16 protein-coding genes are annotated in these 22,429 nt (G+C 33.9%); 9 read left to right on the top strand and 7 right to left on the bottom strand.

Going from position 1 to position 22,429, the window contains the following annotated elements; all coding sequences use genetic code 11:
• Positions 1-67: 67 nt before the first annotated feature.
• Positions 68-547: a 5-(carboxyamino)imidazole ribonucleotide mutase gene (gene purE / locus IE051_RS08130; protein ID WP_189360277.1), complete on the bottom strand. Its 480-nt coding sequence runs from the start codon at positions 545-547 to the stop codon at positions 68-70.
• 2 nt (positions 548-549) lie between these two features.
• Positions 550-1,704, bottom strand: a complete 1,155-nt coding sequence (locus tag IE051_RS08125) for a 5-(carboxyamino)imidazole ribonucleotide synthase (RefSeq protein WP_189360276.1) — start codon at positions 1,702-1,704, stop codon at positions 550-552.
• 137 nt (positions 1,705-1,841) lie between these two features.
• On the opposite strand from IE051_RS08125, the gene IE051_RS08120 reads away from it, so the two are divergent.
• The 4 genes from IE051_RS08120 (at position 1,842) to IE051_RS08105 (ending at position 5,468) form a co-directional block, all read left to right on the top strand.
• Positions 1,842-2,951 carry an adenylate kinase gene (locus IE051_RS08120; protein ID WP_189360275.1) on the top strand — a complete coding sequence of 370 codons (1,110 nt, stop codon included), beginning with the start codon at positions 1,842-1,844 and terminating at the stop codon, positions 2,949-2,951.
• A 73-nt stretch (positions 2,952-3,024) separates the two neighbouring features.
• A complete protein-coding gene (gene obgE, locus IE051_RS08115; RefSeq protein ID WP_189360274.1) occupies positions 3,025-4,023 on the top strand; it encodes a GTPase ObgE in 999 nt (332 codons plus the stop codon).
• A gap of 126 nt (positions 4,024-4,149) precedes the next feature.
• On the top strand, positions 4,150-4,671 hold the full coding sequence (locus IE051_RS08110; protein ID WP_189360273.1) for a DUF4136 domain-containing protein: 522 nt from the start codon (positions 4,150-4,152) through the stop codon (positions 4,669-4,671).
• 83 nt (positions 4,672-4,754) lie between these two features.
• On the top strand, positions 4,755-5,468 hold the full coding sequence (locus tag IE051_RS08105; protein WP_189360272.1) for an SDR family oxidoreductase: 714 nt from the start codon (positions 4,755-4,757) through the stop codon (positions 5,466-5,468).
• Between the two features lies 1 nt (position 5,469).
• On the opposite strand, the gene IE051_RS08100 is transcribed toward IE051_RS08105, so the two are convergent.
• The 3 genes from IE051_RS08100 to IE051_RS08090 form a co-directional block, all read right to left on the bottom strand.
• Complete coding sequence (locus IE051_RS08100; protein WP_189360271.1) at positions 5,470-6,891, bottom strand: M64 family metallopeptidase; 1,422 nt, start codon at positions 6,889-6,891, stop codon at positions 5,470-5,472.
• Entirely contained in the window at positions 6,888-7,412 is a 525-nt protein-coding gene (locus tag IE051_RS08095; RefSeq protein ID WP_189360270.1) for a hypothetical protein, read from the bottom strand. Before IE051_RS08095 ends, IE051_RS08100 begins: the two co-directional genes overlap by 4 nt.
• A 67-nt stretch (positions 7,413-7,479) precedes the next feature.
• A complete protein-coding gene (locus IE051_RS08090) occupies positions 7,480-13,602 on the bottom strand; it encodes an alpha-2-macroglobulin family protein (protein ID WP_189360269.1) in 6,123 nt (2,040 codons plus the stop codon).
• 192 nt (positions 13,603-13,794) lie between these two features.
• Here IE051_RS08090 and IE051_RS08085 point away from each other — a divergent pair, with 192 nt between their 5' ends.
• Together IE051_RS08085 and IE051_RS08080 are read left to right on the top strand one after the other, a co-directional pair.
• Positions 13,795-14,745, top strand: a complete 951-nt coding sequence (locus tag IE051_RS08085; RefSeq protein ID WP_189360268.1) for a tetratricopeptide repeat protein — start codon at positions 13,795-13,797, stop codon at positions 14,743-14,745.
• A gap of 195 nt (positions 14,746-14,940) precedes the next feature.
• Positions 14,941-16,296 carry a UDP-N-acetylmuramate--L-alanine ligase gene (locus IE051_RS08080; protein WP_189360267.1) on the top strand — a complete coding sequence of 452 codons (1,356 nt, stop codon included), beginning with the start codon at positions 14,941-14,943 and terminating at the stop codon, positions 16,294-16,296.
• A gap of 51 nt (positions 16,297-16,347) precedes the next feature.
• Here IE051_RS08080 and IE051_RS08075 read toward each other — a convergent pair whose 3' ends face one another.
• Both IE051_RS08075 and IE051_RS08070 read right to left on the bottom strand, forming a co-directional pair.
• The gene (locus IE051_RS08075) at positions 16,348-18,792 is read right to left on the bottom strand and encodes a mechanosensitive ion channel family protein (protein ID WP_189360266.1); all 2,445 of its coding nucleotides are present in this window, start codon (positions 18,790-18,792) and stop codon (positions 16,348-16,350) included.
• 38 nt (positions 18,793-18,830) lie between these two features.
• On the bottom strand, positions 18,831-19,424 hold the full coding sequence (locus IE051_RS08070) for an FMN-binding negative transcriptional regulator (protein ID WP_189360265.1): 594 nt from the start codon (positions 19,422-19,424) through the stop codon (positions 18,831-18,833).
• A 312-nt stretch (positions 19,425-19,736) separates the two neighbouring features.
• Here IE051_RS08070 and radC point away from each other — a divergent pair, with 312 nt between their 5' ends.
• From radC to IE051_RS08055, 3 genes are read left to right on the top strand one after another with little or no spacing between them, the layout of a single operon-like run.
• Positions 19,737-20,435: a RadC family protein gene (gene radC, locus IE051_RS08065; protein ID WP_189360264.1), complete on the top strand. Its 699-nt coding sequence runs from the start codon at positions 19,737-19,739 to the stop codon at positions 20,433-20,435.
• Positions 20,435-21,736 carry a polysaccharide deacetylase family protein gene (locus tag IE051_RS08060; protein ID WP_189360263.1) on the top strand — a complete coding sequence of 434 codons (1,302 nt, stop codon included), beginning with the start codon at positions 20,435-20,437 and terminating at the stop codon, positions 21,734-21,736. The genes radC and IE051_RS08060 overlap by 1 nt, the downstream gene beginning before the upstream one ends.
• The gene (locus IE051_RS08055) at positions 21,726-22,415 is read left to right on the top strand and encodes a YjjG family noncanonical pyrimidine nucleotidase (protein ID WP_189360262.1); all 690 of its coding nucleotides are present in this window, start codon (positions 21,726-21,728) and stop codon (positions 22,413-22,415) included. The genes IE051_RS08060 and IE051_RS08055 overlap by 11 nt, the downstream gene beginning before the upstream one ends.
• Positions 22,416-22,429: the final 14 nt, after the last annotated feature.

Genomic DNA, 22,429 nt, shown 5'->3' with positions numbered 1-22,429 from the left:
GACTAACTCAAGAGAATTATTTGTTAATAGCTGAAAAGCCCTGAAATACATTTCAGGGCTTTTTTCATTATAAATTTTTGGCAGATTCATTTACTTTTATTTTCAAACCTTCCTTATAAGCTATGACTTTATCAAGGACACATTTGTCACTAGAACCTATAATCTGAGCTGCTAGAATACCCGCGTTTTTGGCCCCGTTAAGTGCTACTGTAGCAACAGGAACACCTCCAGGCATTTGCAGAATTGAAAGGATTGAATCCCAGCCGTCTATAGAGTTGCTACTTTTTACGGGAACCCCAATTACCGGTAAAGGCGATAAGGAAGCAATCATTCCAGGTAAATGGGCTGCGCCTCCTGCACCTGCAACAACTACTGAAAACCCTCTGGTATGAGCGTTTTGTCCATAATCAAATAATTTTTCTGGCGTACGATGTGCCGAAACTATATCTACTTCTACCTCGATATCAAAACCTTTCAAGATGTCTATAGCATCTTGCATAACAGGGAGATCGCTTTTGCTTCCCATTATTATACCAACTTTACTCATATCTATTTGCTTATAACTTTAATACTTTGTTTTACCTCTTGAGCAATGCGTCGTGCTTCACCCAAATCTTCATTTACAATGGTTACATGTCCCATTTTTCTAAACGGCCTTGTTTGTTTTTTTCCGTAGATGTGAGGCGTAACACCATTCATATTCATAATATCTTCAATATGCTTATAAACCACATTTCCTGTATAACCCTCTGCGCCTACAAGGTTAACCATAACACCCCCAACTTTACTATCTGTTCTACCTAAAGGTAAATCTAAAATGGCCCTAATATGCTGTTCAAATTGAGAGGTGTAACTCGCTTCAATAGTTTGGTGTCCAGAATTATGTGGTCTAGGCGCTACCTCATTAATTAGGATTTCGTCGTCTTGAGTTTGAAACATTTCTACGGCTAAAAGACCTACATGTTCAAATGATTTCGAAACTGCTAAGGCCACATCTGTTGCTTTTTTAGCGAGTTCATCAGAAATTCTGGCAGGACATATAACGTATTCTACTTGGTTAGCTTCAGGATGAAATTCCATTTCTACTACGGGGTAGGTTTTAGTATCTCCGGAAGGGCTTCTAGCAACAATAACCGCTAATTCATTTTTAAACGGAACTAAATCTTCTGCAATACATTCACCTTTTGGTAAATTTTCTAAATCGGCGAGCTTTCTAACCACTTTTACACCATTGCCATCATATCCAAATTGAGCTGCCTTCCAAACAAAAGGGAGTTCTAAACCGCCATTGGTAATAGCGTCTTCAATTTCTGAAAGGTAGGCGAAACGTGTAAATGGAGCAGTTGGCAAATTATTATCTACGTAAAATAATTTTTGTTTTGCCTTATTTTGAATAGTCCTTAATGTTTTTGATGCAGGATAAACCAGTACCCCTTCTTTTTCTAGATCTTCTAAGGCATCAACATTAACATTTTCTATTTCAATGGTTAAAACATCAACCTGTTTACCAAAATTATAAACGGCATCATAATTCATTAAATCACCCAACTGGAATTCATCACTCGCTATTTTACAGGGTGCTTCATTACTAGGGTCTAATACTTTGGTGTAAATGTCAAATTTACGTGTATTATAAAGTAGCATTTTACCTAATTGGCCCCCACCTAAGATGCCAAGTTTGAAATTTGAAGAAAAGTAATTCATCTATATGTTTTTTTCTAAGCGAAATAAGGATAGGCAAAAATACACTTAAATCTTAAATTAGTTCCTAATTCATAAATCAAAAAATGGTAATTCGTTAATCTATTGATTATCTTTGCAGCTTCCAAAATTTATTACTAGTGATAAAGCTACACGATAAATATTTTAAACCTTTTATTTCTGCTAAGCAGATAGACGATGCGCTACAGCGTTTGGTTTTAGAAATAGCCGAAGATGTGGGAGATGAAATCCCTGTTTTTGTGGGTATTTTGAATGGGTCTTTTATGGTGGTTAGTGATTTCGTTAAAAAATATCCAAAACCGTGTGAGGTAACATTTATAAAATTGGCTTCTTATGAAGGTGTTAAGTCTACTGAAGATATTCAAAGACTGATTGGCTTAACGCAAGATTTAACGGGACGGGTAGTTGTAATTTTGGAGGATATTATAGATTCAGGTAATACCTTAGCTGAGGTTTATCGAATTTTTAAGAATGAAAAAGTAAAATCCCTCAAAATAGCAACCCTATTTTATAAACCGGAATCATATAAAAAGGATTTTAAATTACATTATGTAGGTATTGAGATTCCTAACAAATTTATTGTAGGTTACGGCCTAGATTATGATGGGTTAGGACGAAATATACCAGAAGTATATCAAATAAAAGAAACGCAACACATGACAAACTTAGTGCTATTTGGCCCTCCAGGAGCAGGGAAAGGAACGCAAGCAGAATTTTTAAAAACGAAATATAATTTAGTTCATATTTCAACTGGTGATGTTTTTAGATACAATATTAAAAATGCAACAGCATTAGGTATGTTGGCTAAATCATACATGGATAAAGGTGAGTTAGTTCCAGATCAAGTCACTATTGATATGCTTAATGCTGAAGTAGAAAAAAATGCTGATGCTAATGGTTTCATTTTTGATGGCTTCCCAAGAACAAATGCACAGGCTGATGCTTTGTCTAAATTGATGGATAGTAAAGATTCTCAAATCAACGCTATGATAGCATTAGAAGTTGAGGATGAGGTTTTAGTTGAGCGTCTTTTAGGAAGAGGTAAAACGAGCGGTAGAGCAGATGATGCTGATGAATCGATTATTAGAAACCGCATCAAAGAGTATTATGATAAAACAGCCATTTTAAAAGATTACTATTCGGCCCAAGATAAATATTATGGTGTTGATGGTGTAGGTAGTATTGAAGATATTACCGTGCGTTTAAGTGCCGTAATAGATAATCTTTAATAAGCGTTAATTCGTTTATTTGTTTATAAGTAATACGACTAAACCACATTAAAACAAACAAATAAACAGTGCAATGACAGAAGGGAATTTCGTTGATTACGTAAAAATGTATGTGTCTTCCGGAAACGGTGGTAAAGGTTCTGTGCATTTGCATCGAGAAAAGTATATTACTAAGGGAGGTCCAGATGGAGGTGATGGTGGCCGTGGAGGTCATGTGGTCGTTAGAGGAAAATCTAACCTTTGGACCTTACTTCATCTTAAATTTAAAAAGCATGTTAGGGCTGGTCATGGCGAACATGGTAGCAGTGGGCGAAGCTTTGGAGCTGATGGAGAAGATGCTTATATAGATGTACCGCTTGGTACGGTAATAAGGGATACAGAAACCAATAATATCCTATTCGAAATTACCGAAGATGGTGAAGAAATTGTTTTAGCCCAAGGTGGAAAAGGAGGGTTAGGAAACTGGCATTTCAAATCATCTACAAATCAAACGCCACGTTACGCACAACCGGGTATCCCCTTGGAGGAGAAATACGTAACAATGGAATTGAAAGTACTCGCTGATGTAGGGTTGGTTGGCTTCCCAAATGCTGGGAAATCAACGTTACTTTCTGTGGTGACCTCTGCAAAACCTAAAATTGCCGATTATGAATTTACAACGCTAAAACCCAATTTAGGCATTGTAAAATATCGTGATTTTCAGACTTTTGTAATGGCTGATATTCCGGGGATTATTGAGGGAGCAGCTGAAGGCAAAGGGCTTGGTCATTATTTTTTAAGGCATATTGAACGTAATTCTATTTTATTGTTTTTGATTCCTGCAGATGCAGATGATATTAAAAAACAGTATGATGTTTTATTAGATGAACTTCGCAGGTATAATCCTGAAATGCTGGATAAAGAGCGCATCATAGCAATATCTAAATGTGATATGTTGGATTATGAACTCAAAGCAGAGCTTAAAATAGAACTTGATAAAGAATTGCCAATTCCTTATCATTTTATTTCATCAGTAGCGCAACAAGGGATAACAGAACTTAAGGATACTCTATGGAAAATGTTGAATACCTAAAGTATTCACTTTAATTTTTGCCAACCTTTATTGTTTCAAATTTGTATTCCTTTCTTTTTTACTCGAGCAATGTATTCATTTCAATTGTGGAATAATTATTGATTATTTTTATCAAAACTTAAGAGTATGCGTTTATTTTTAATTGCCGCAGTGCTACTTTTGGTATCCTGTGCGCCTATTCGTGTTAATTACGATTATGACAGAACAACTAATTTTGAAAACTATAGGACTTACCAGTACTTTGCTGATATGAATACTGGATTAAGCGAACTAGATACTAGTAGACTTTTGGACGCTCTAGACGCCAAGATGACTGAAAAAGGATATAGCATTTCTAAAACTCCAGATTTTTTTATTGATATAAAATCCAAATCGTATCAAGAAGGTCCAAAAAGTACTGTGGGAATAGGTATGGGAGGAACAAGTGGTAATGTTGGTGGCGGAGTATCTGTAGGGATTCCTGTGGGGCAAGGTAATATTAGTAGAGAAATTACTATTGATTTTGTAGATCATAATAAGAAACAACTGTTTTGGCAATCTGTGAGTGAATCAAGTTTCAATCCCAATGCTTCTCCGGAAGAACGAAGTGCTATGTTAAAGGCTATTGTCGATAAAGTTTTATATCAGTACCCGCCGGAGGATAAATAAATACAAAAATATTATGCGTATCATAACCTTATTTTTGCCTCTATAAACCTTACATTTTGTAGCTTTACTTAAAACAGAAAATTATGAAGAATAAAGTAGCACTCATAACAGGAGGTTCAAAAGGTATAGGATACGGCATTGCCAAGGCATTATTAGAACAAGACGTGCATGTGGCTATTACTAGCCGTAGTGAAGCCGCAGCAAATACAGCTGCGTCAGAATTAAATGCACTCGGATTAAATGCAAGAGCTCTTGGTGTTCAAGCCGATGTGCGTGATTTTGAAAGTCAACAAAAAGCGGTTAAACAGATACTAACCGAGTTTAAGCAAATTGATATTGTTATTGCCAATGCAGGATTAGGGCATTTTGCAAGTATAGAAGATTTAACATTGCAGCAATGGCAAGAAACCATTGATACGAATTTAACCGGTGTATTTTATACTATAAAAACAACTCTTGATGCATTAAAAAACTCAAAAGGTTATTTTATTACAATTTCAAGTTTAGCTGGGACCAATTTCTTTGCCAAAGGGTCTGCTTATAATGCTAGCAAGTTTGGCTTAACAGGTTTTACGCAATCGGTTATGTTAGATCTAAGGCAATATGGTGTCAAGGTTAGTACTATTATGCCAGGTTCTGTTTCAACTTATTTCAATGGCAATAGTCCTGATGGTAAGGATGCTTGGAAGATTCAAATTGAAGACATAGGTGAACTGGTGGTTGACTTAATTAAAATGAATCCAAGAACATTACCTAGTAAAATAGAGGTTAGGCCAACAATGCCACCAACTAAGTAGTTTAGTTTTTAACTAAGCGTTCACTTGAAATTAAGGAGGTTCCGGAATAGAAGTTAGCTACATATATACCAGTACTTAAATGACTAATGTCAATTTGAGTACTGGTAGGACTGTTTATAGGAATGGATGAAACGACTTTACCGTCCATACTTGTGATTTTAATAGATAATTTTTGATAATTCGCGCTTTCAATTTTTACGTTTAATACATGCTTTGCCGGAATTGGATAAAGTGATATACGATACTCGTTGGTTTTGCCTTTAATATTTTCGATGCCTAGAGTACTATAATTGATGGTCCATTGTACGGTATATATATGACTGCTAAGATTATGATTGTCTACATCCACTAAATTGCTGTCATCTTCAATAACAGCAATTAAAACGTTTTCTCCAATTTCGAGGTCAGAAGCCACTATTGAAATGGCATCAACATTATCATTTATATAATTGCCATTAAGCGTCCATGTGTTAGTTAATGTGTTTGGCTGGGGTTTTATTAAATTGAGGACAAAATTTACAGGAAAACTCGGGTTGTTAACCTTTTTATTATTTGGGGAGAAGGATTCTACTGGAGAGATTAGGTCGTGTATTTTTTCCACCATACCTTCTTTGCATACCGAACAAAAAGGGACGCCTAAATAACGCATTTTACAATTTTGATGCGGTCTATACCAAGCAGCAGGAACTCCAGTGGTGCCATGCTGATAGACATTGATCCCATTCGTATTTATCCAATTTTTCCATTTCACTAGGCTTATATTATTCTCTTGAGTCATGTTAATGGCTTCCCCGTAATATGCATCAGGTAATACGTATTCATCCTTTAAATTGAACATAGAGTGCCCAAGTTCATGTATGGCAAGTTCGTTTGCATCAGGTCCATTTGATACAATAGGAAATTCACCACCCGTTCCGCCATACTCTGCCGAATTCACTACTATTAACGCTTGGTCATAGGTTGGGAAATTAGCGGCTAAAACAGCATTTATTTTTAAGTCAGCTTCAATAGCATCATTATAGTCAATACCGTAATATAAAAACCTGTGATATCCAAAGGCGTCATAGGTCGCATTAAAATATGTGTCCGCACTACTAACCGGGATATTATGAGGTTCAGTGACATCAACAGCTGTTCCTGGATGATCAGCACCGCTTTCATTCGATGGTACTTTAATTATATGGACATTAAAATAATTGGAATATTCTAAAAATGGAGATTGTGAGAACATGGCATTAACTATGCTTTCGGCATCTGTTTTAAACTTATCGAATTCACTCGCTTGATAACCTTCGCTTAAAATAACAAGATTTAGCCTTTTATCATTGTCCCCAGAATCTTTTATTTTTTCAGTATCAAAGACTTGAGCATGAATCCAATTCGCACCTATTAAAAATATTAATAAGATTAATTTTTGTTTCATTTAAGGTCTAATTTATTCATGTTAAGGCGTTTGGTGTTGCTCAAAGAGTCTGTGACTTCAGCAATAACAATGCTTCTAGTTTTAGGGTATAAAGGCAAGCGCAAAGAAAATGACGATTTTTTTAATTTAAGGGCTTTGCTTTCAAATTGAAGAGAATCATTAATATATTCAATCCTTTTATTTAATGGATTCTTAATGTAAACACTTTGAAGGTATTGCCCATTTTGATCGAGTTGTGAACATTTTAAATCGCCTTTGATTCCTGTTGTTTGATATTTGCTGTCAACAGTTCTTGCTTTGCCATCAACAATTGTTTTGTTAATAAAACTAACAGACTTATTACCTTGAGTATTTTCAGTAATACTGTAATTTAAAAAAATTAGTTTAGACGGTGCCTCGATAGTATGATCCGAATCAATACTGTTTTTTTTTACACCACAGGATAGTACCAGTAGTAAAACTAATGCACCTGTGTAAATAGGTTTTTGAGAAATAATATTTTGGGGTCTTATTTTATTCAAACCAATTATTCTTGAAACTTGGGCAAATTTAGTAAAACTGTTGGTTTTGAGGGTATTTAGTTTGTTACTAGTTATCTATTTTAATTCTAGCCCCCTCACTATGACTACTGAATTCAGGAGCATACATACTCTGAATGGTTGTAATACCATTGCTCATATGACCAGCATTATTGATGCGCAAATCGTATTCAAATACATAAACGCCCTTAGGTAAATAATCAAAAAAGAAGTTAGTAGAAGCATCTTTAGTACTTTCATAATAGCCCAGACCATCCTGCCATTTGTATTTGGATATGACATTTATAGGTTCTAGGCCAGAAGCACGCATATCTTTCATATGTAAGAATTCCATATTGCGGTCACTGCGCAATTCTATTCGAACTCGTACTAAATCGCCGACATTCAATCTGGTGTCTGAGGTAATTTCTGTGATTTCCTCACCCGTATCTGTATTGGTTTTTAAAAATAGATTTTTCTTCAACTTAAGCGGAGTTTCAGCTGCTGATATGTTGTCTAAATCTTCTAAGTATTGCCAATATAAACTTCCCCAAGCGATGCCATCTCCTTTTTTTGTGAGCGTTACTTCGGCCATTTCTGGTCTAATTTCGGAGGCATCCCAAGGTATTTTATAATATCCAGTTCCAGCTTCAATTTTTACATCTTCTAATTTGACCGGATCAATATTCTGGCCGCCAATAACCACATCGACCATTTCTGTTACACTCAACCAATTTGAGCCTTGTAATAGTAAGGCATAAATTGCTTCAGTAGTCCCTTTTGTGGTTTTCCATTGATTGGTTTGCTTATTTTTAAGTAGCCAGATTTTTAAATTGTCAATAGTCTTAGTATCGTTTTCAATTTCAGAAAAAGTTTCAATTAAAAGCGCTTGCGTTTCAATTGGTGCTTGATACCAATGCCATGTGTTTGTATTAGATTTCCAATACATGCCTAGTTCTTCTGAAGTAATACTAGTGTCTTTTAGAGACCTTAATATTTTCATTGCCGTTTTAGAATCATTATTTCTATGGGATACCAATGCCATCAATCCTTTTGAATATAATGGATGATTTAACCAATACTTTTGTATTTGAGTATGGTAATATTTAATAATAGTTTCAACTTGCTCTGATTTTTTTATGTTAGGATAGAAGCTACGTGTATATAAGTAATGCAATTGCAAATAACTTAAGTGGTCTTTTTCTAAATCAATTTCTTTATTATGCTTTCTTAGGTTTTTGTATGTTTTAACAAATTCCTTGTCCAGATAATCAATTGCTTTTGCTATCATATCGGTTTCGACATTATTTTGAGTAATCCCCAGTTGTTTTAAATGTCCAAAACCATTTATAATATGTTGCGTGATATACCTGTTATCTCTTCCGCCATTAAACCATGCCCAACCACCAGAGTTCATTTGGTTGGCCGCAAGTTTATTGAAGTCAGATTGTAATGCACTATTCATTTTATTTAAGTTGAATAATAACCCAATGCGTTTTTTCTGTTCGGTTTCACTTTGGGCGTTTCGTAACCATGGTATTTCTTGAATTAAAATAGATTTTAGTTCTTCGTTTTTCTCTAGATTAGAAATAAGTATGTCTTGAGAAGCCCATTGGCTGAAAACGTCTTGAATTCTTGGATTTGAATTTGCTATATGACTAGCTAAAGCATTAGCATAATATCTGGAAAAGGTTTGTTCATTACACGCATAAGGATATTCCATTAGATAAGGAAGTGCTTGTACCGCAAACCAAGCAGGGTTTGAAGTCATTTCCAAGGTTAATTTATGGTGTTTAAGCGTTGACGATGTATTGGTTTTTAACTTATCTAAAGAGAATGTTTTAGTCTGATTACTTCTAATCCACATTGGTAAAGTTTCAGTAACTAAGATGCGATTTGATAGCACGGGTAGGATATTTTGTTCTCCATCACTAAAATCTCCTGATTTTGCAATGACCTTGTATTTTATAGCATCAATACCTACGGGAATGTAAAGTTTCCATGAAATTTGGGTGTTCCCATTTGCATCAACAGTAAAGCGTCTTTCAGGCTTTGCTAGTTGCTCTAATGATTGAGAATTATCAGAATCGCTAATCAACTTTTGCGATAGGACTTTTCCTGAAATGGCATCAGTTAAAACTAAATGGGCTTGACCAGTAAGTTGATTCTCTGTAAGATTTGCAATTTTTGAACTAATTGTTATGCTATCACCTTCGCGCAAAAAGCGTGGTGTATTAGGAATAACCATAAGTTCTTTTTGCGTCACTGTTGTTAAGGTTTTTGAGGCGTTACCTAAGGTTTTAGTATGTGCTAATAATTGTACCTTCCATTTTGTTAAGGCTTCTGGAGACTTAAAGCTGAAGCTCACATTGCCTTCTTTATCTGTTTTTAACTGTGGAAAGAAAAAGGCGGTTTCTTGAAGGTTTTTACGAATTTTAATCGTGTTAAAGTTTGGTGTGTCCTCTGAATTTAAAGGACCTTTAGAAACCTCATTGGAGCTGCCTGTTATTTCTTTTTTGTTCATGGTTCCATAGCCTTCCAAAGCGTCTTCATCTAGTTCATCCCTTGAATCAAAAGTGATATTATCTTCAGCAGATATTGAATCTTCTGTTATTGCAATACCAGGAGTTCCGCCGCTTAGTGATTTAGCAGCGCTTGAGTATCCTCTTATACTTAGTGTATTGCTAAAGCCAAAATTTAACCCAAACCAATTCCATTGATCGTAATACTGTTGTGGAAGGTTAAAATTCACACGACTATGATGTACCCTGAAATTTTTAGTTCCAAAACTGTGGTGTGCCGAATTGCCACTTTGTGAAAAGAATGAAGTATTCATCAAAGGGTTAAAACGCCATTGATGTGGTTTAAATTGATCTAGTGAGGCGTCATACATACTAGCCAACAGTTCAGCACTTATACTATCGCCTTGGAAACCTTTAATTTTAAATTGCCAAGTTTCATCAGTTCTAGGTTGTAATTTGTCTCTAAATGTTACTGTTTCAATACTTAAATTGGATTTCGGGTAAGGTACAGCGATAGTTTGGGTACCAGATTGGTAGCTATTAAATGCGGCAAAACTATAATGCACTGCAAAACCCCCTAAGTCTGATGGAGATACAGGAATACGTATCACTTGTTTGTTACCGTTTAATATAATTGTTTCCGTTTTAATGATTTTTTTATTTTTCTCAATTGATATCGTAACCGTTAAATCTTGAGCAGATGCCCCGAATGTTATAGATGCCGTGTCTCCTATATTATAAGTGGGTTTATCTGTAGAAATTGTGAATAGATTATTGTCGGCAGGTTTTTTGTCTTTATCACTATACAATGTTGTCGTGATTTGATCTTTGACAAGTTGGCCAAACCGGTCCTTACTTTCTAAAGTGATTAGGTAGGCTCCGGATTCCCATTTTTTTATGTTACCCAGTTTAAATGTTTTAGAGGTTTCGGTATTAAATGCTCTTTCTAATACAAGTTTGCCCTTTTCTTGTATTCTATTATTTTGCATTTCTCCATATGGGTCATTTGGAAATAGTCTTTTAAAGTCTTCTTTTGATATCACCTGATAATCTGGAGCAGCCCAAGGACGTCGTCTTAACACGTGATCAGGTGCCTTTAATTTATAAATCTTTATAAGGCCATTGGCAGGTACAAACGCTCCATTTAGATTTCTCGTATCCAGGGATATGGTGTGCTCTTTATTTGTTTTGTTGAGCTTCTCATCAAGATTCATCTTGGCTGTAAGGCTATGATATCCAACTTTGACGAGTATGGAAGCACTTTGGGTTTCTCCGTTTATATCGGTCACATCGGCAGTAACTTCGTAATGAAAAACGGGTAAGTTTTTTTTGTCTGTATTTTGGTCTGGAATGGCTTTAAAGTATACAGAAAATTCCCCTTTTTCATTAGTTGTGTTTTCTCCATGTGTTATTTCTTGAGTTTCAAGGTTGATCCAAGGACGATTCCAATAATACCATTGCGGTAATTCAACTTTTCTATGTACACGATATACCACTTTGGCATCTGAAATGTTACTGCCAGCATATGCTAATGCGATGCCTTTAATTGTTACAGAATCATTAACTTTTATGGTTTTAGTTACTGGTTGGAATTTAGCTTCAAACTTGGGTCTTTTGTATTCTTCAACTGAGAAATAGTGTTCTGTAAAGAAGTCTTTGCTTCTTGATGCTGCTTGGAATTCAATGTGATATCTGCCATTTAGACCAGAATTAGGTAAAATAAAAGTTCCTGAAATAGAACCGTAATCATTGGTAATGAGTTTAAGTTCTTTTATTTTTTCATTATTTACATTATATAAAGCCACAGCTACTTTTTCTTTAGCCAAAATTTCAGATTTTCCCTTTTTACTTGCCATGGCAATCCCTTTAAAATATACTGTTTGTCCAGGTCTGTAAATACTTCTATCTGTAAATAAGAAAGATTTGTACTTAACGTGATCCTCTACCTCTAGATTCAATCTATTGACATAGAAGTCTCCAAAATAGCTGCGATCATTGCCTTTTTTTACGTTAAACCTAACATTACTATACCAACTGCCATTTTTTTCAATTTCAATTTGTCCTAAATTATTTGATGTATAGTTTTTAGAGACATTTTTTTGATTCGGTTTTGAGTAAGAAAGTTTGATGTCAGCATCTACTATAGGATCACCATTATTTCTGTCTATGATTTGAAAAATTTTGGACTGCTTGGTTTCTGTTTCAACCAATGCCATATTAGTCACCTGTATACTGGAAAAAGCGAAGGTGTTGTCATTATTTTCTCCTAATGTAACAACTACCAAATAACGTCCATTATCTAATTTAGGTATAACTATTTCAGTACTATGCCTTTGGTAATCATTTTCATTTTTCAGGGGGCTTTCCCAAGTTTCATAAGGCTTTAAACCTAATATAAATGTTTGTTGTTCCTCTTTTCTGTATAGCTTTCGGAATTGATTAAACTGGGTATCAGATAGTTTGTAAATATTAAATTGAAGTGAATTTATGTTTTTGTATTGTATCAGTAACCGTCCATGCTTTTGTATGGGTAAAAACTGTTCTGTGGTTATTTGAAGGCTTGTTTTTTCTATTTCAGATTTAAAAGCCAGAGCTTTTTTTGCGCCTTTGCTATTTGGAAATGTGCTGACAATCTTATCGCAAATCATTACGGCCTCCTTAGCCTTCCAACGATTCTCAATGTTCGATTTAGGCTGGTAGCTTTTACTTTGGTCATACAAGAGGCTAGCAACTTCAAAATCATATAACCCTGATACTTCATGTGGTTTTAAAGCTTCACTTTCTGATATTAATGTTTCCAACAATAGCGATGATCTGTCAGTAAAAACGGCATGTTGATTAACAAATTTTAAGCGCTCAATATTAACGTCAGCTAAAGCTACAGGTGCCTTATCTTTTAAATGAAATTGTATTAGAGAGTGGTAAATTTTTAGGGCATGTAGTTGTAAAGACATTGTGTCTTTAGAAGTGATTTTTAAATCTGAAAAGGTTCCTGCATCACATAAATAATCGGGGTTGTCTATTTCAAACTTGTAAGCAGGTTTGTTAATATGGGTTTCATTAGTTTTGTAAAACTCTAAGGCATTATGGCTTAAAAAATCATATAAAGTAGGTCTGTGTTTTTTTGATTCCTTTTGGTTGTTTAATAGACTAGAATAGTCTTTTAAATCAATGTGTTGAAGCATCTGAGGATTCAGTAATGCATTTTGAAAATGCAGATGCACCTCGTTAAATAGGGTTTGTAAATCCCAAGTTCTAAAATCTTCAGCGTTTACTTTTTCTGAAGTTTTGCTCCTACTGTAGAATTGCCTTCTATGTTGTTTGAAATATTGCCAATATAATTCTGCTAATAGGTTTTCAAGAATGTTTTTAGTTGGCGATGCACTAATTTTTATTTGATATTTAAACTCGTTAATAATACTTAATTGAGCATCTTCCTCTAAAACCAATGCAAACTTGCTTTGATAAAGCATGGATTTTATTAATTGCTGACTATTATTATCGTTAGAGGCCTTGGTTTTGATGGTCTTAACAACATCATAAGCCGATTTGGCTAAGCCTTTAGATTCATGTTGTTCAACAGTTTTCCATAAATTTTCGTAACTATCATTTTGAGCCATAGATAGGCTTGTAGAAAGTAAGATTATTAAAAGTGGTAGTATGTGCTTCATTTTGCAGTATTTCTCACAAAATTACAATCAAAAGGTATTCCAAATTATCGAAAAGGCGTAATTGGGTTCTTCGGTTGAGTGAAGTTAAACATTTTAAAGGTAAAACAACGCACCTGGTGGCACAACAAAATTTCTTGATTGACGTCTTACTATGGAAGAAAGTTTATTTTTGCGTATTAATATAGTTGCCCTATGTTTAAAATATTTCTTCTATTACTCTTGCCTGCACTTACTTTCGCTCAAATAAGTCTTGAAAGTGTTGATGAATTACTTAAACAAAAACAATACTCAAAGGCTGAAGGTATTTTAGTTCTATATGTTGCAAATCATGCATCCAATTTAAGGGCTTTGGAACTATTAGGTGATGCTTACGGGTATCAAAGAAAATGGGACGAAGCCATAGATGTCTATGAATCATTGGTAGAAGCAAATAATAACAGTGCTAATTATCATTATAAGTACGCTGGTGTTTTGGCTATGAAGGCCTTAGATAATAAATTGAGTGCCTTAGGTTATATAGGAGCTATTAAATACTCTTTTGAAAAAGCAGCTACCTTAGATAAAAACCATATTGATGTACGTTGGGCCTTGGTAGAATTTTATATGGAGCTTCCTGGGATTTTGGGTGGTAGCATAAAAAAGTCCTTTGCATATGCGCAGGAGCTAGAGGATTTGTCAAAAGTGGATGGCTATTTGGCCAAAGGATATATTTATGAATATACTGATGAACCCCAATTAGCAGAGAAATATTATAAAATGGCAATTACAGAAGGTGGTTCGATAGTATGTTATGATAAATTGACTAAATTTTACGAGGCGGAAGCTAAACCAAAGCAGGCAATAAAGAATATTGAGTATGCCCAAAAGAAGCATCAACGTAATGCCCTTCATTATCAAATAGGCAAAGTAGCTGCAGAGTATAATGTAGAACTCCATAAAGGTGAGCAGTGTCTGCACAAATATTTAGGAAATTACTCCGCAAAAGATGGCGTACCTAAGGCTTGGGCCTATTATCGTTTAGCACAAATAGAAACTCATAAAAAAAACAAGACAAAAGCCTTAAAGTATATTAATTTAGCGGTGACGGCATTGCCTGAAATTGAAACCTTTTGGAAACAAAAAGAGGTTATTTTAGAGATGTAGATATTAGATCTTTCCTAATGGTTTAAGACTCTATTATTTATAAAGACTTAGTAAAAAAGATTTACAAAAAGACCTAACCTAAAAACTTCTACTTTCAGTCTTCTACATTAGGGCGTCAATTCATATATTTACTTTTCTTTACATTTTCTACAAAGTAGCAATTGTGAAGTTATAAGGGAAACACAAAATAACAATATGAACGTACATTTTATAGCAATTGGTGGAGCAGCTATGCATAATTTAGCATTGGCATTACATAATAAAGGATATCAGGTTACAGGAAGTGATGACTCAATTTTTGAACCTTCAAAGTCTAGATTAGAGGCGAAAGGGCTTTTGCCAGAATTGTTTGGCTGGTTTCCTGAAAAAATCACCAAGGATTTAGATGCAATTGTTTTAGGAATGCACGCCAAAGTTGATAATCCCGAGTTGCTAAAGGCGCAAGCTTTAGGACTTAAAATTTATAGTTATCCTGAGTTTTTGTATGAACAATCAAAACATAAAACCAGAGTAGTAATAGGTGGTAGTCATGGCAAAACAACCATTACTTCTATGATTCTTCATGTCATGCATTATCATGATCGAGATGTTGATTATATGGTAGGAGCACAATTGGAAGGTTTTGATGTTATGGTGAAACTAACTGAAACTAATGATTTTATTATTTTAGAAGGAGATGAGTATTTAAGCTCTCCAATTGATAGACGTCCAAAATTCCATTTATACAAACCTAATATTGCCCTTTTGAGTGGTATTGCTTGGGACCATATAAACGTTTTTTCTACCTACGAAAATTATGTAGAACAGTTTAGCATTTTTGTAGATTCTATTGTGAAAGGAGGGAGTATTAATTATAATGAGGAAGATCAAGAAGTGAAACGGGTAGTAGAAGCGAGTGAAAATGCCATTAGAAAAATTGCCTATCATACTCCAGAATATACTGTTGAAGATGGACAAACACTTATAGAAACACCGGAAGGATACTTGCCTATTGAAGTATTTGGGAAGCATAATCTAAATAATTTGGCTGGTGCTAAATGGATTTGTCAACATATGGGTATTGATGAGGATGATTTTTACGAAGCTATAGCAACCTTTAAGGGCGCAAGTAAGCGTTTAGAAAAAATAGCAGAAGGAAAAACGAGCGTTGCCTATAAAGATTTTGCCCATTCACCGAGTAAGGTTGAGGCAACCACCCAAGCCGTTAAAGAACAATATCAAAACAAAACACTTGTTGCTTGTTTAGAATTACATACCTATAGCAGTTTGAATGCCGACTTCTTGAAGGAATATAAAGGCGCACTTGATGCGGCCGACGTTGCTGTGGTATTTTATTCGCCCCATGCCGTTGAGATAAAGAAATTGGAAGAGGTAACACATGAGCAAATAGCAAATGCCTTTCAACGAGAGGATTTAATAATTTATACGAATCCAGTTGACTTTAAAGATTTTCTGTTTTCTCAGAACTTTGAAAGCAAAGCTTTGCTTTTAATGAGTTCGGGAAATTACGGCGGTCTAGATTTTGATGAAATAAAAACAATGTTTACATAATTTCACGTGTTGCCTGAAACTAAAAATAAGTAGAAGGCATTCAGTTTTGAATTATTCTTCCTTATCAGGGGTGCTTTTTATGTAAATATCCTGTTGAGGGAACGGTATTTCAATGCCGTGTTCTTTAAAGCTATTATATATTGCAATTGAAACATCACTTTTTGATTTAAGCCCCAATTCAAAATGTACCCAAAATCTTAATCTGAAATTTAAAGAATTGTCTCCAAAATCACTAAAAAGAGCCACTGGAGCAGGGTCGTTCATAGCTTGTGTATAATTGGTAGCACATTCCAAAAGTATTTCTAATACTTGGTTTGGATCAGAACCGTAAGTCGTTCCAATTAAAATTTCAACTCGTTTTATGTTATTTGATAAGGTCCAGTTGATAAGATCGTTAGCTACCAAGTTGTTATTAGGCACTACGACATCTGCACCTTCATAAGTGCTGATGTTTGATGACCTAATTCCAATTTTATTTACGGTACCTAGTAGGTTATTTACCTCTACAGTGTCACCCGGTAAAATTGGGCGTTCAAAAACTAAAATAAGCCCAGATACAAAGTTTGAAATAACATTTTGTAAGCCAAATCCAATACCAAGTCCTAAAGCTCCAGCCATTAAATTGAATTTTCCTAAATCAATACCTAAAGAAGACAAGGCAAAGACAATACCAAAGGCTAGAATGAGATACCTTATAACCAAAGAAATGGCATTAGGAACACCTTTCGGAAGCCTTAAAAACTTTAAGGCGCCTTCGTCTCCATCAATGATAAAACCTATAAAAGAAGTGGCTATAAATGAGCCTATTAGTATTAGTATAAAGGAGAGGATGTCTCCAATGGTAAAGGTAATGCTACCAACCACATAAGGTTCTGTTAGCAGGTTGTTGAAGAAATCAATGAAGGTGCTAAATTGGTCCAAAATATTAAGAAAGAACAGCAACCACAGGATAAAAACAATGGTCTGAACAAATTTCAAGACCTTTTTTTCTACGGCTACTTTTTTCAAGAGATTGACGTTTCCTTTAGATCCATAATGACGGTGCATTAATGCTAAGGAGGTGCCTTCTAGAATTCTTAGTATGCCATAGAATGTCAAGGTTATGGCACTGCCTTGGGTACATATTTTTAATGAAACATCTGCTAAATTGGTGTACCCAAGAATATTAGAGATTATAGAGGTTAAGCATAAGAGGTATATTAAGGGCGTGAGTTTAACAAAAAATAAAGAAAGATCCTTTAAAGGTAGTTTTCTTGTTTTTTTATAAGGTCTTGTAAAGTAATAAAGACTTAACATTACAAGTGAAGCTTCAAGAAGCAAGTAAGCTCGGTATTGATAAGATTCAAACCATATGTAAGCTTTGGCTGTATTATATAGGTAAAAGAAAATGATGACAAATACAACATTTCTGAATTTTTCGGTAAGGCTTTTATAGACTATAGGTACCGCTAAAACTAGAACGAGAAATGTGAAAATGTCTTCTACAATTTTTGGTGCATTTGAAAAGTAAAATTTAGCAATAATCATACAGATAAATGCTATAATGACTTTTGGCTTATGAGATATTAAATCCAAAGATTTTTTCAGAAATGCATTATTTTGATCATATTCAAATAATGCAATTCCTTTTTTTATATATCTTAAGAAACCAATAATAATGAGAACAATAACTATGTATAAATAGATGAGGTGTTCAAATGTTTTAAAGAAGTCAAGCGTGTTTTTTATTTTAATCCCTCCAGATTCTTTATCACCGCCACGAGGTATTTCAACTTTAGTTTCGGGAATTGTAGTTTTCCACAAGGGTTCATGGCGTCTATATAAAACGTTATAGATTGGAGATGTCTTCAAGTTTTCAAGCTGATCGATTATATCAAGTGTAATTGAATTAAGATCATTAATCTTAGATTCAAGACTTAGATATTTCTTGTTCTCTTGAGATAATGTGTTTTTTAATTTTCTAAAGTCATGAAAAACACTGTTGATGTTACTAATTATTTCTGTTGGAACATCTTGTTTTTTTGAACTTTCAAGCGTTAGCTGCCATACTTTCTCATTATAGTCTGTTTCTTTTAGGCTTCTGGCATTCCGCTGAATGCTATTGTTTATAGTGATTTGCCAAGCTTCAAGATAACTGTTGTAAATATTCCATTTATTAAGAATGTTATTTATCTTCTGTCTATTGGGATTGGCTTTAATGAATATTTCGGCCTGTTTTTTATTTAATAGTATATCTTCTTGCTGGATAGGTATAAGAGAGTCTATTTTTTTTATATCCTTACTAATTTTGCTTTTTATCTCAGATTCTTTTATTTTCTCATTTGCAATTTGAATTTCCTTAACAACATCCAGAATGTCAATGGGCTGAGGTTTCTTTGTTTTAGTAGAATCATTAAAAAAAGTAGTCTCTGACCTCTGAGCTGAGCATAATAAATTTACAAAAACCAAAAAAGCTATTAGGAAAGTCTGTTTTGAAAATATTATTTTTTTATTCATTCCGGGATAAATTTATTAAAGCAAAGTAAAGATAATGCCTATAATAGTTTTTTTAAAAATTCTTCAATATTCTTTTTTGTTGATTCAATTAGCATGTTTTTGGCTGCTATAAAATTTGTCTTTTGTTTATCTTGAGAAAGTTTGAATTTTCCTTCCCACCCCGTTATTTCTATTTCAAACATTGCAATGTAATCCAGATATAATGCCATTTTAGGATTATCTGCTTCCAAAACGTACTTGTGTTCAGGAGATTCTAAAAATTGAGTCATTCCTATCAACGATTGTTTTAGAGCATTTTTGTCATTTATGGCTATAACCTTTCCTTCAATATGCACTTTGATATAGTTCCATGTTGGTAATTGAGAGTCGCCTTCATATATGCTAGGCGAAATATAACATTGAGGTCCAGAAAAGATTACTGTTATAGGGCTGTTATTAGCTAATAGTTCTGCTTGAGGATTGTTTTTGTCAATATGACCAATGAGTTTATCATTATTCAAAATTAGAGGTAAATGACTTATAAATGGTTTATTGTTTTTTATAGAAATGAGGGTTGCTAAAGGATAAGCCTTAATAACTTCAATTATATGATTTTTATCGTTGTCTTGATGATGTTTTGGCGGATAACTCAAATGAAATATGTGTTTTAATTACGCGTTATTCGTTAGTTCAGCCGTCTTTTAAATAGCTCGAATTTAGGTCTAAGGCTAAGTTAGTTGAAATTTTAATATTTTGGGTTGCACTTATCTTGTATTTGAGTAGTACAACTATTTATTTATAATATTTTGTGGGCATAATATGTGTTAGTCGCGCGTAGTTTACCATATTAGATTATACTTCTTGGGCTTATTCCGTTTAGTTAAATAGATTGTTTCTCAAATGATAAATGTATTGTGGTTAATGAATTAATTGTTTGTAAGGCTTACAATAATTATATTTATCAAATGCAAGAAAATTCAACATCGTTTTCCATAAAAAATTGGAGTCAAGACGATCAACCCCGTGAAAAATTATTGAATAAAGGAAAGCAAGTGCTTAGTGATGCTGAGCTGGTCGCCATTTTAATAGGATCTGGGAATAAAGATGAAAGCGCTGTAGCTTTATGTAAACGCATTTTGGCGAGTACGAATAATAACCTTAATGAGTTGGGAAAACGGTCTGTTAAACAGCTTATGGATTTTAAAGGTATTGGGGAGGCTAAAGCAATAACTATTGTTGCTGCTTTAGAATTAGGGAGAAGACGCAGAGGAGAGAAAGCCATGGAGAAATTAATTATTACGTCTAGTGTTTCTGTATTTGAAATGATGCAACCCATCTTAGGTGATTTGCAACACGAAGAATTTTGGATAATCTACCTAAGTAATTCCAATAAAGTTATATTTAAAAACCAGTTAAGTAAAGGCGGTATGACTGGAACCCTTGTTGATGTTAGACTCGTACTTAAAATGGCATTAGAGGTGGGTGCAACAGGTCTTATTCTTTGTCACAATCATCCCTCTGGGACCTTAAAGCCCAGTGAACCGGATAAGCTAATTACGCAAAAGTTAAAAAAAGCAGCATTGAGTATAGATATAAAAGTACTAGATCACCTAATTATAACTGAAAATGCATACTTTAGTTTTGCCGATGAAAACTTATTGTAATGCTTCTAGTTTATACAAAAAAAAAATCACCAAGATTAAATTATGTTTTTAAACATATTTGTACCCGCGTACTGGGTATAAAGGTTGGTTTTACTGCTAAAATTGAAGAGTTTATTGCACATGACAGTTTGAAAATGTCCTATGCAAAGCAACAACTTGGTAATGAGTTTTTTGTTAAGAGTCATGATATCTTATTTGAGCAAGGCCTAGGAGATGTTGATATTAATGTCCATTCCTGGGATACTACAAAGTGTTTCTTTTATATAGGCGAAAAGTGTTCCATTCCTTTTGATATTTTTTCGGCTTCTTTCTATTTACTATCGCGTTATGAAGAATATCTGCCTCATGTAAAGGATGAATACGGACGGTTTTCAGCTAAAGAAAGTCTTGCTTTTAACGAAGGCTTTTTACATCAACCTGTTGTTGATATTTGGGCTTATAAATTTAAAGATGCTTTGCAAAAACAGTTTCCAGAATTTGTTTTTCCTGAAAGAACATATAATATTATTCCTGTTATAGATGTACCAAGTCCGTATAATTATAAATTAAAAGGTTTGATGCGTAATTTTGGTGGGATCACGGCAGACCTTTTTAGACTAAAAATTAAAAGCTTATACCTTAGGTTTATAGTTCTGCTAGGGTTTAAACATGATCCCTATGATACATTTAAATATATTATAAATAGACAAAGACACTCTAAGTACAAATTTCTATTCTTTTTTCTAATTGGTGATTATTCTACTTATGATAAAGGTATAAATCCAAATAAAAAGAAGTTTGTTTCTCTTATCAAACACGTTGGAGATTATTGTAGAGTTGGTCTTAAGGTTTCTTTTCTTGCCATTGAGAATAGCTCAACATTAAAAAAAGAAAAAATAAAAATGGAGGAAATCTTAAACACCAATTTAAAGGCTACAAGGCAATCTTTTTCAAAACTTAATTTACCTGATGCTTACAGAAACTTGATAACTCTTGAAGTTCAGGAAGATTATACCATGGGCTATGTCAATCAAATTGGGTTTAGAGCAGGTTCTTGTTCACCATTTTTATTTTACGATTTAGATTATGAAGTACAAACACCCTTAATGGTATTTCCTTATCAAGTGATGGATTATGCTTTACTGAAACACAAATCACTTCTGGATAAGAAAAAGGTTTTAAATGAAATGATTGATGAGGTTAAGCAGGTAAATGGCTCGTTTATTCCTGTTTTTCATAATTATACCTTTGGTGATGATATGAGATGGAAGGGCTTTAAAGAATTGTTTAATTTAATATTAAATTCAGTCGATGAAAATTAATAACATAAAGGATGTTTTTTTTGACTTAGATCATACGCTTTGGGATTTTGATAAGAATTCGGCATTGACATTTGAAAAAATTTTTAGTCTAAATAATATAGAAGTGCCCCTCCAAGAGTTTGTCTCGCATTATGAGCCTATTAATTTGAAGTATTGGAAACTCTATAGAGAAGGTCTTATTGAAAAGGAAGATTTAAGATTTGTAAGACTCAATGAGACGTTTCAAGCCATTAATTATAAAATAGAGGAACACATTATTTATAAGCTTTCTGAAGATTATATAACGTATTTAACATCATTCAATTATTTATTTGAGAATACGCATGACATTCTTGATTATTTAAGTTTGAATTATAATTTGCATATTATTACTAATGGTTTTGATGAAGTGCAACATAAAAAATTGACCAATTCAAATATTATTAAATATTTTAAAACGGTAACTAATTCTGAAATGGTAGGTGTTAAGAAACCTAACCCTAAGATATTTAAATATGCATTAAATTCGGCTAAGGCCAATATTTCTCAGAGTATTATGATAGGTGATAGTTATGAAGCCGATATACTCGGGGCCATGGATGTAGGTATGAATGTTGTGTTTTTTGATACAAGAAAAACAAAAATTAGTGAGGATGTTATACAAATTGATGCGCTTTCTGCGTTAAAAAGGTATCTGTAACATATTAAGCCCCT

Origin of the sequence: Algibacter mikhailovii (assembly GCF_014651495.1) — a bacterium.
GTDB classification, from domain to species: Bacteria; Bacteroidota; Bacteroidia; order Flavobacteriales; family Flavobacteriaceae; genus Algibacter_E; species Algibacter_E mikhailovii.
Note: the sequence above shows the minus strand (reverse complement) of the source record. Positions and strands in the feature narration are given on the sequence as shown.

What these genes read in the sequence shown, in the direction of transcription:
- radC (WP_189360264.1), top strand. Translation starts at nt 19,737, where the DNA reads ATGCAAGAAAATTCAACATCGTTTTCCATAAAAAATTGGAGTCAAGAC.
- IE051_RS08125 (WP_189360276.1), bottom strand. Translation starts at nt 1,704, where the DNA reads ATGAATTACTTTTCTTCAAATTTCAAACTTGGCATCTTAGGTGGGGGC.
- IE051_RS08100 (WP_189360271.1), bottom strand. Translation starts at nt 6,891, where the DNA reads ATGAAACAAAAATTAATCTTATTAATATTTTTAATAGGTGCGAATTGG.
- IE051_RS08090 (WP_189360269.1), bottom strand. Translation starts at nt 13,602, where the DNA reads ATGAAGCACATACTACCACTTTTAATAATCTTACTTTCTACAAGCCTA.
- IE051_RS08080 (WP_189360267.1), top strand. Translation starts at nt 14,941, where the DNA reads ATGAACGTACATTTTATAGCAATTGGTGGAGCAGCTATGCATAATTTA.
- IE051_RS08110 (WP_189360273.1), top strand. Translation starts at nt 4,150, where the DNA reads ATGCGTTTATTTTTAATTGCCGCAGTGCTACTTTTGGTATCCTGTGCG.
- obgE (WP_189360274.1), top strand. Translation starts at nt 3,025, where the DNA reads ATGACAGAAGGGAATTTCGTTGATTACGTAAAAATGTATGTGTCTTCC.
- IE051_RS08060 (WP_189360263.1), top strand. Translation starts at nt 20,435, where the DNA reads ATGCTTCTAGTTTATACAAAAAAAAAATCACCAAGATTAAATTATGTT.
- IE051_RS08105 (WP_189360272.1), top strand. Translation starts at nt 4,755, where the DNA reads ATGAAGAATAAAGTAGCACTCATAACAGGAGGTTCAAAAGGTATAGGA.
- purE (WP_189360277.1), bottom strand. Translation starts at nt 547, where the DNA reads ATGAGTAAAGTTGGTATAATAATGGGAAGCAAAAGCGATCTCCCTGTT.
- IE051_RS08055 (WP_189360262.1), top strand. Translation starts at nt 21,726, where the DNA reads ATGAAAATTAATAACATAAAGGATGTTTTTTTTGACTTAGATCATACG.
- IE051_RS08085 (WP_189360268.1), top strand. Translation starts at nt 13,795, where the DNA reads ATGTTTAAAATATTTCTTCTATTACTCTTGCCTGCACTTACTTTCGCT.
- IE051_RS08075 (WP_189360266.1), bottom strand. Translation starts at nt 18,792, where the DNA reads ATGAATAAAAAAATAATATTTTCAAAACAGACTTTCCTAATAGCTTTT.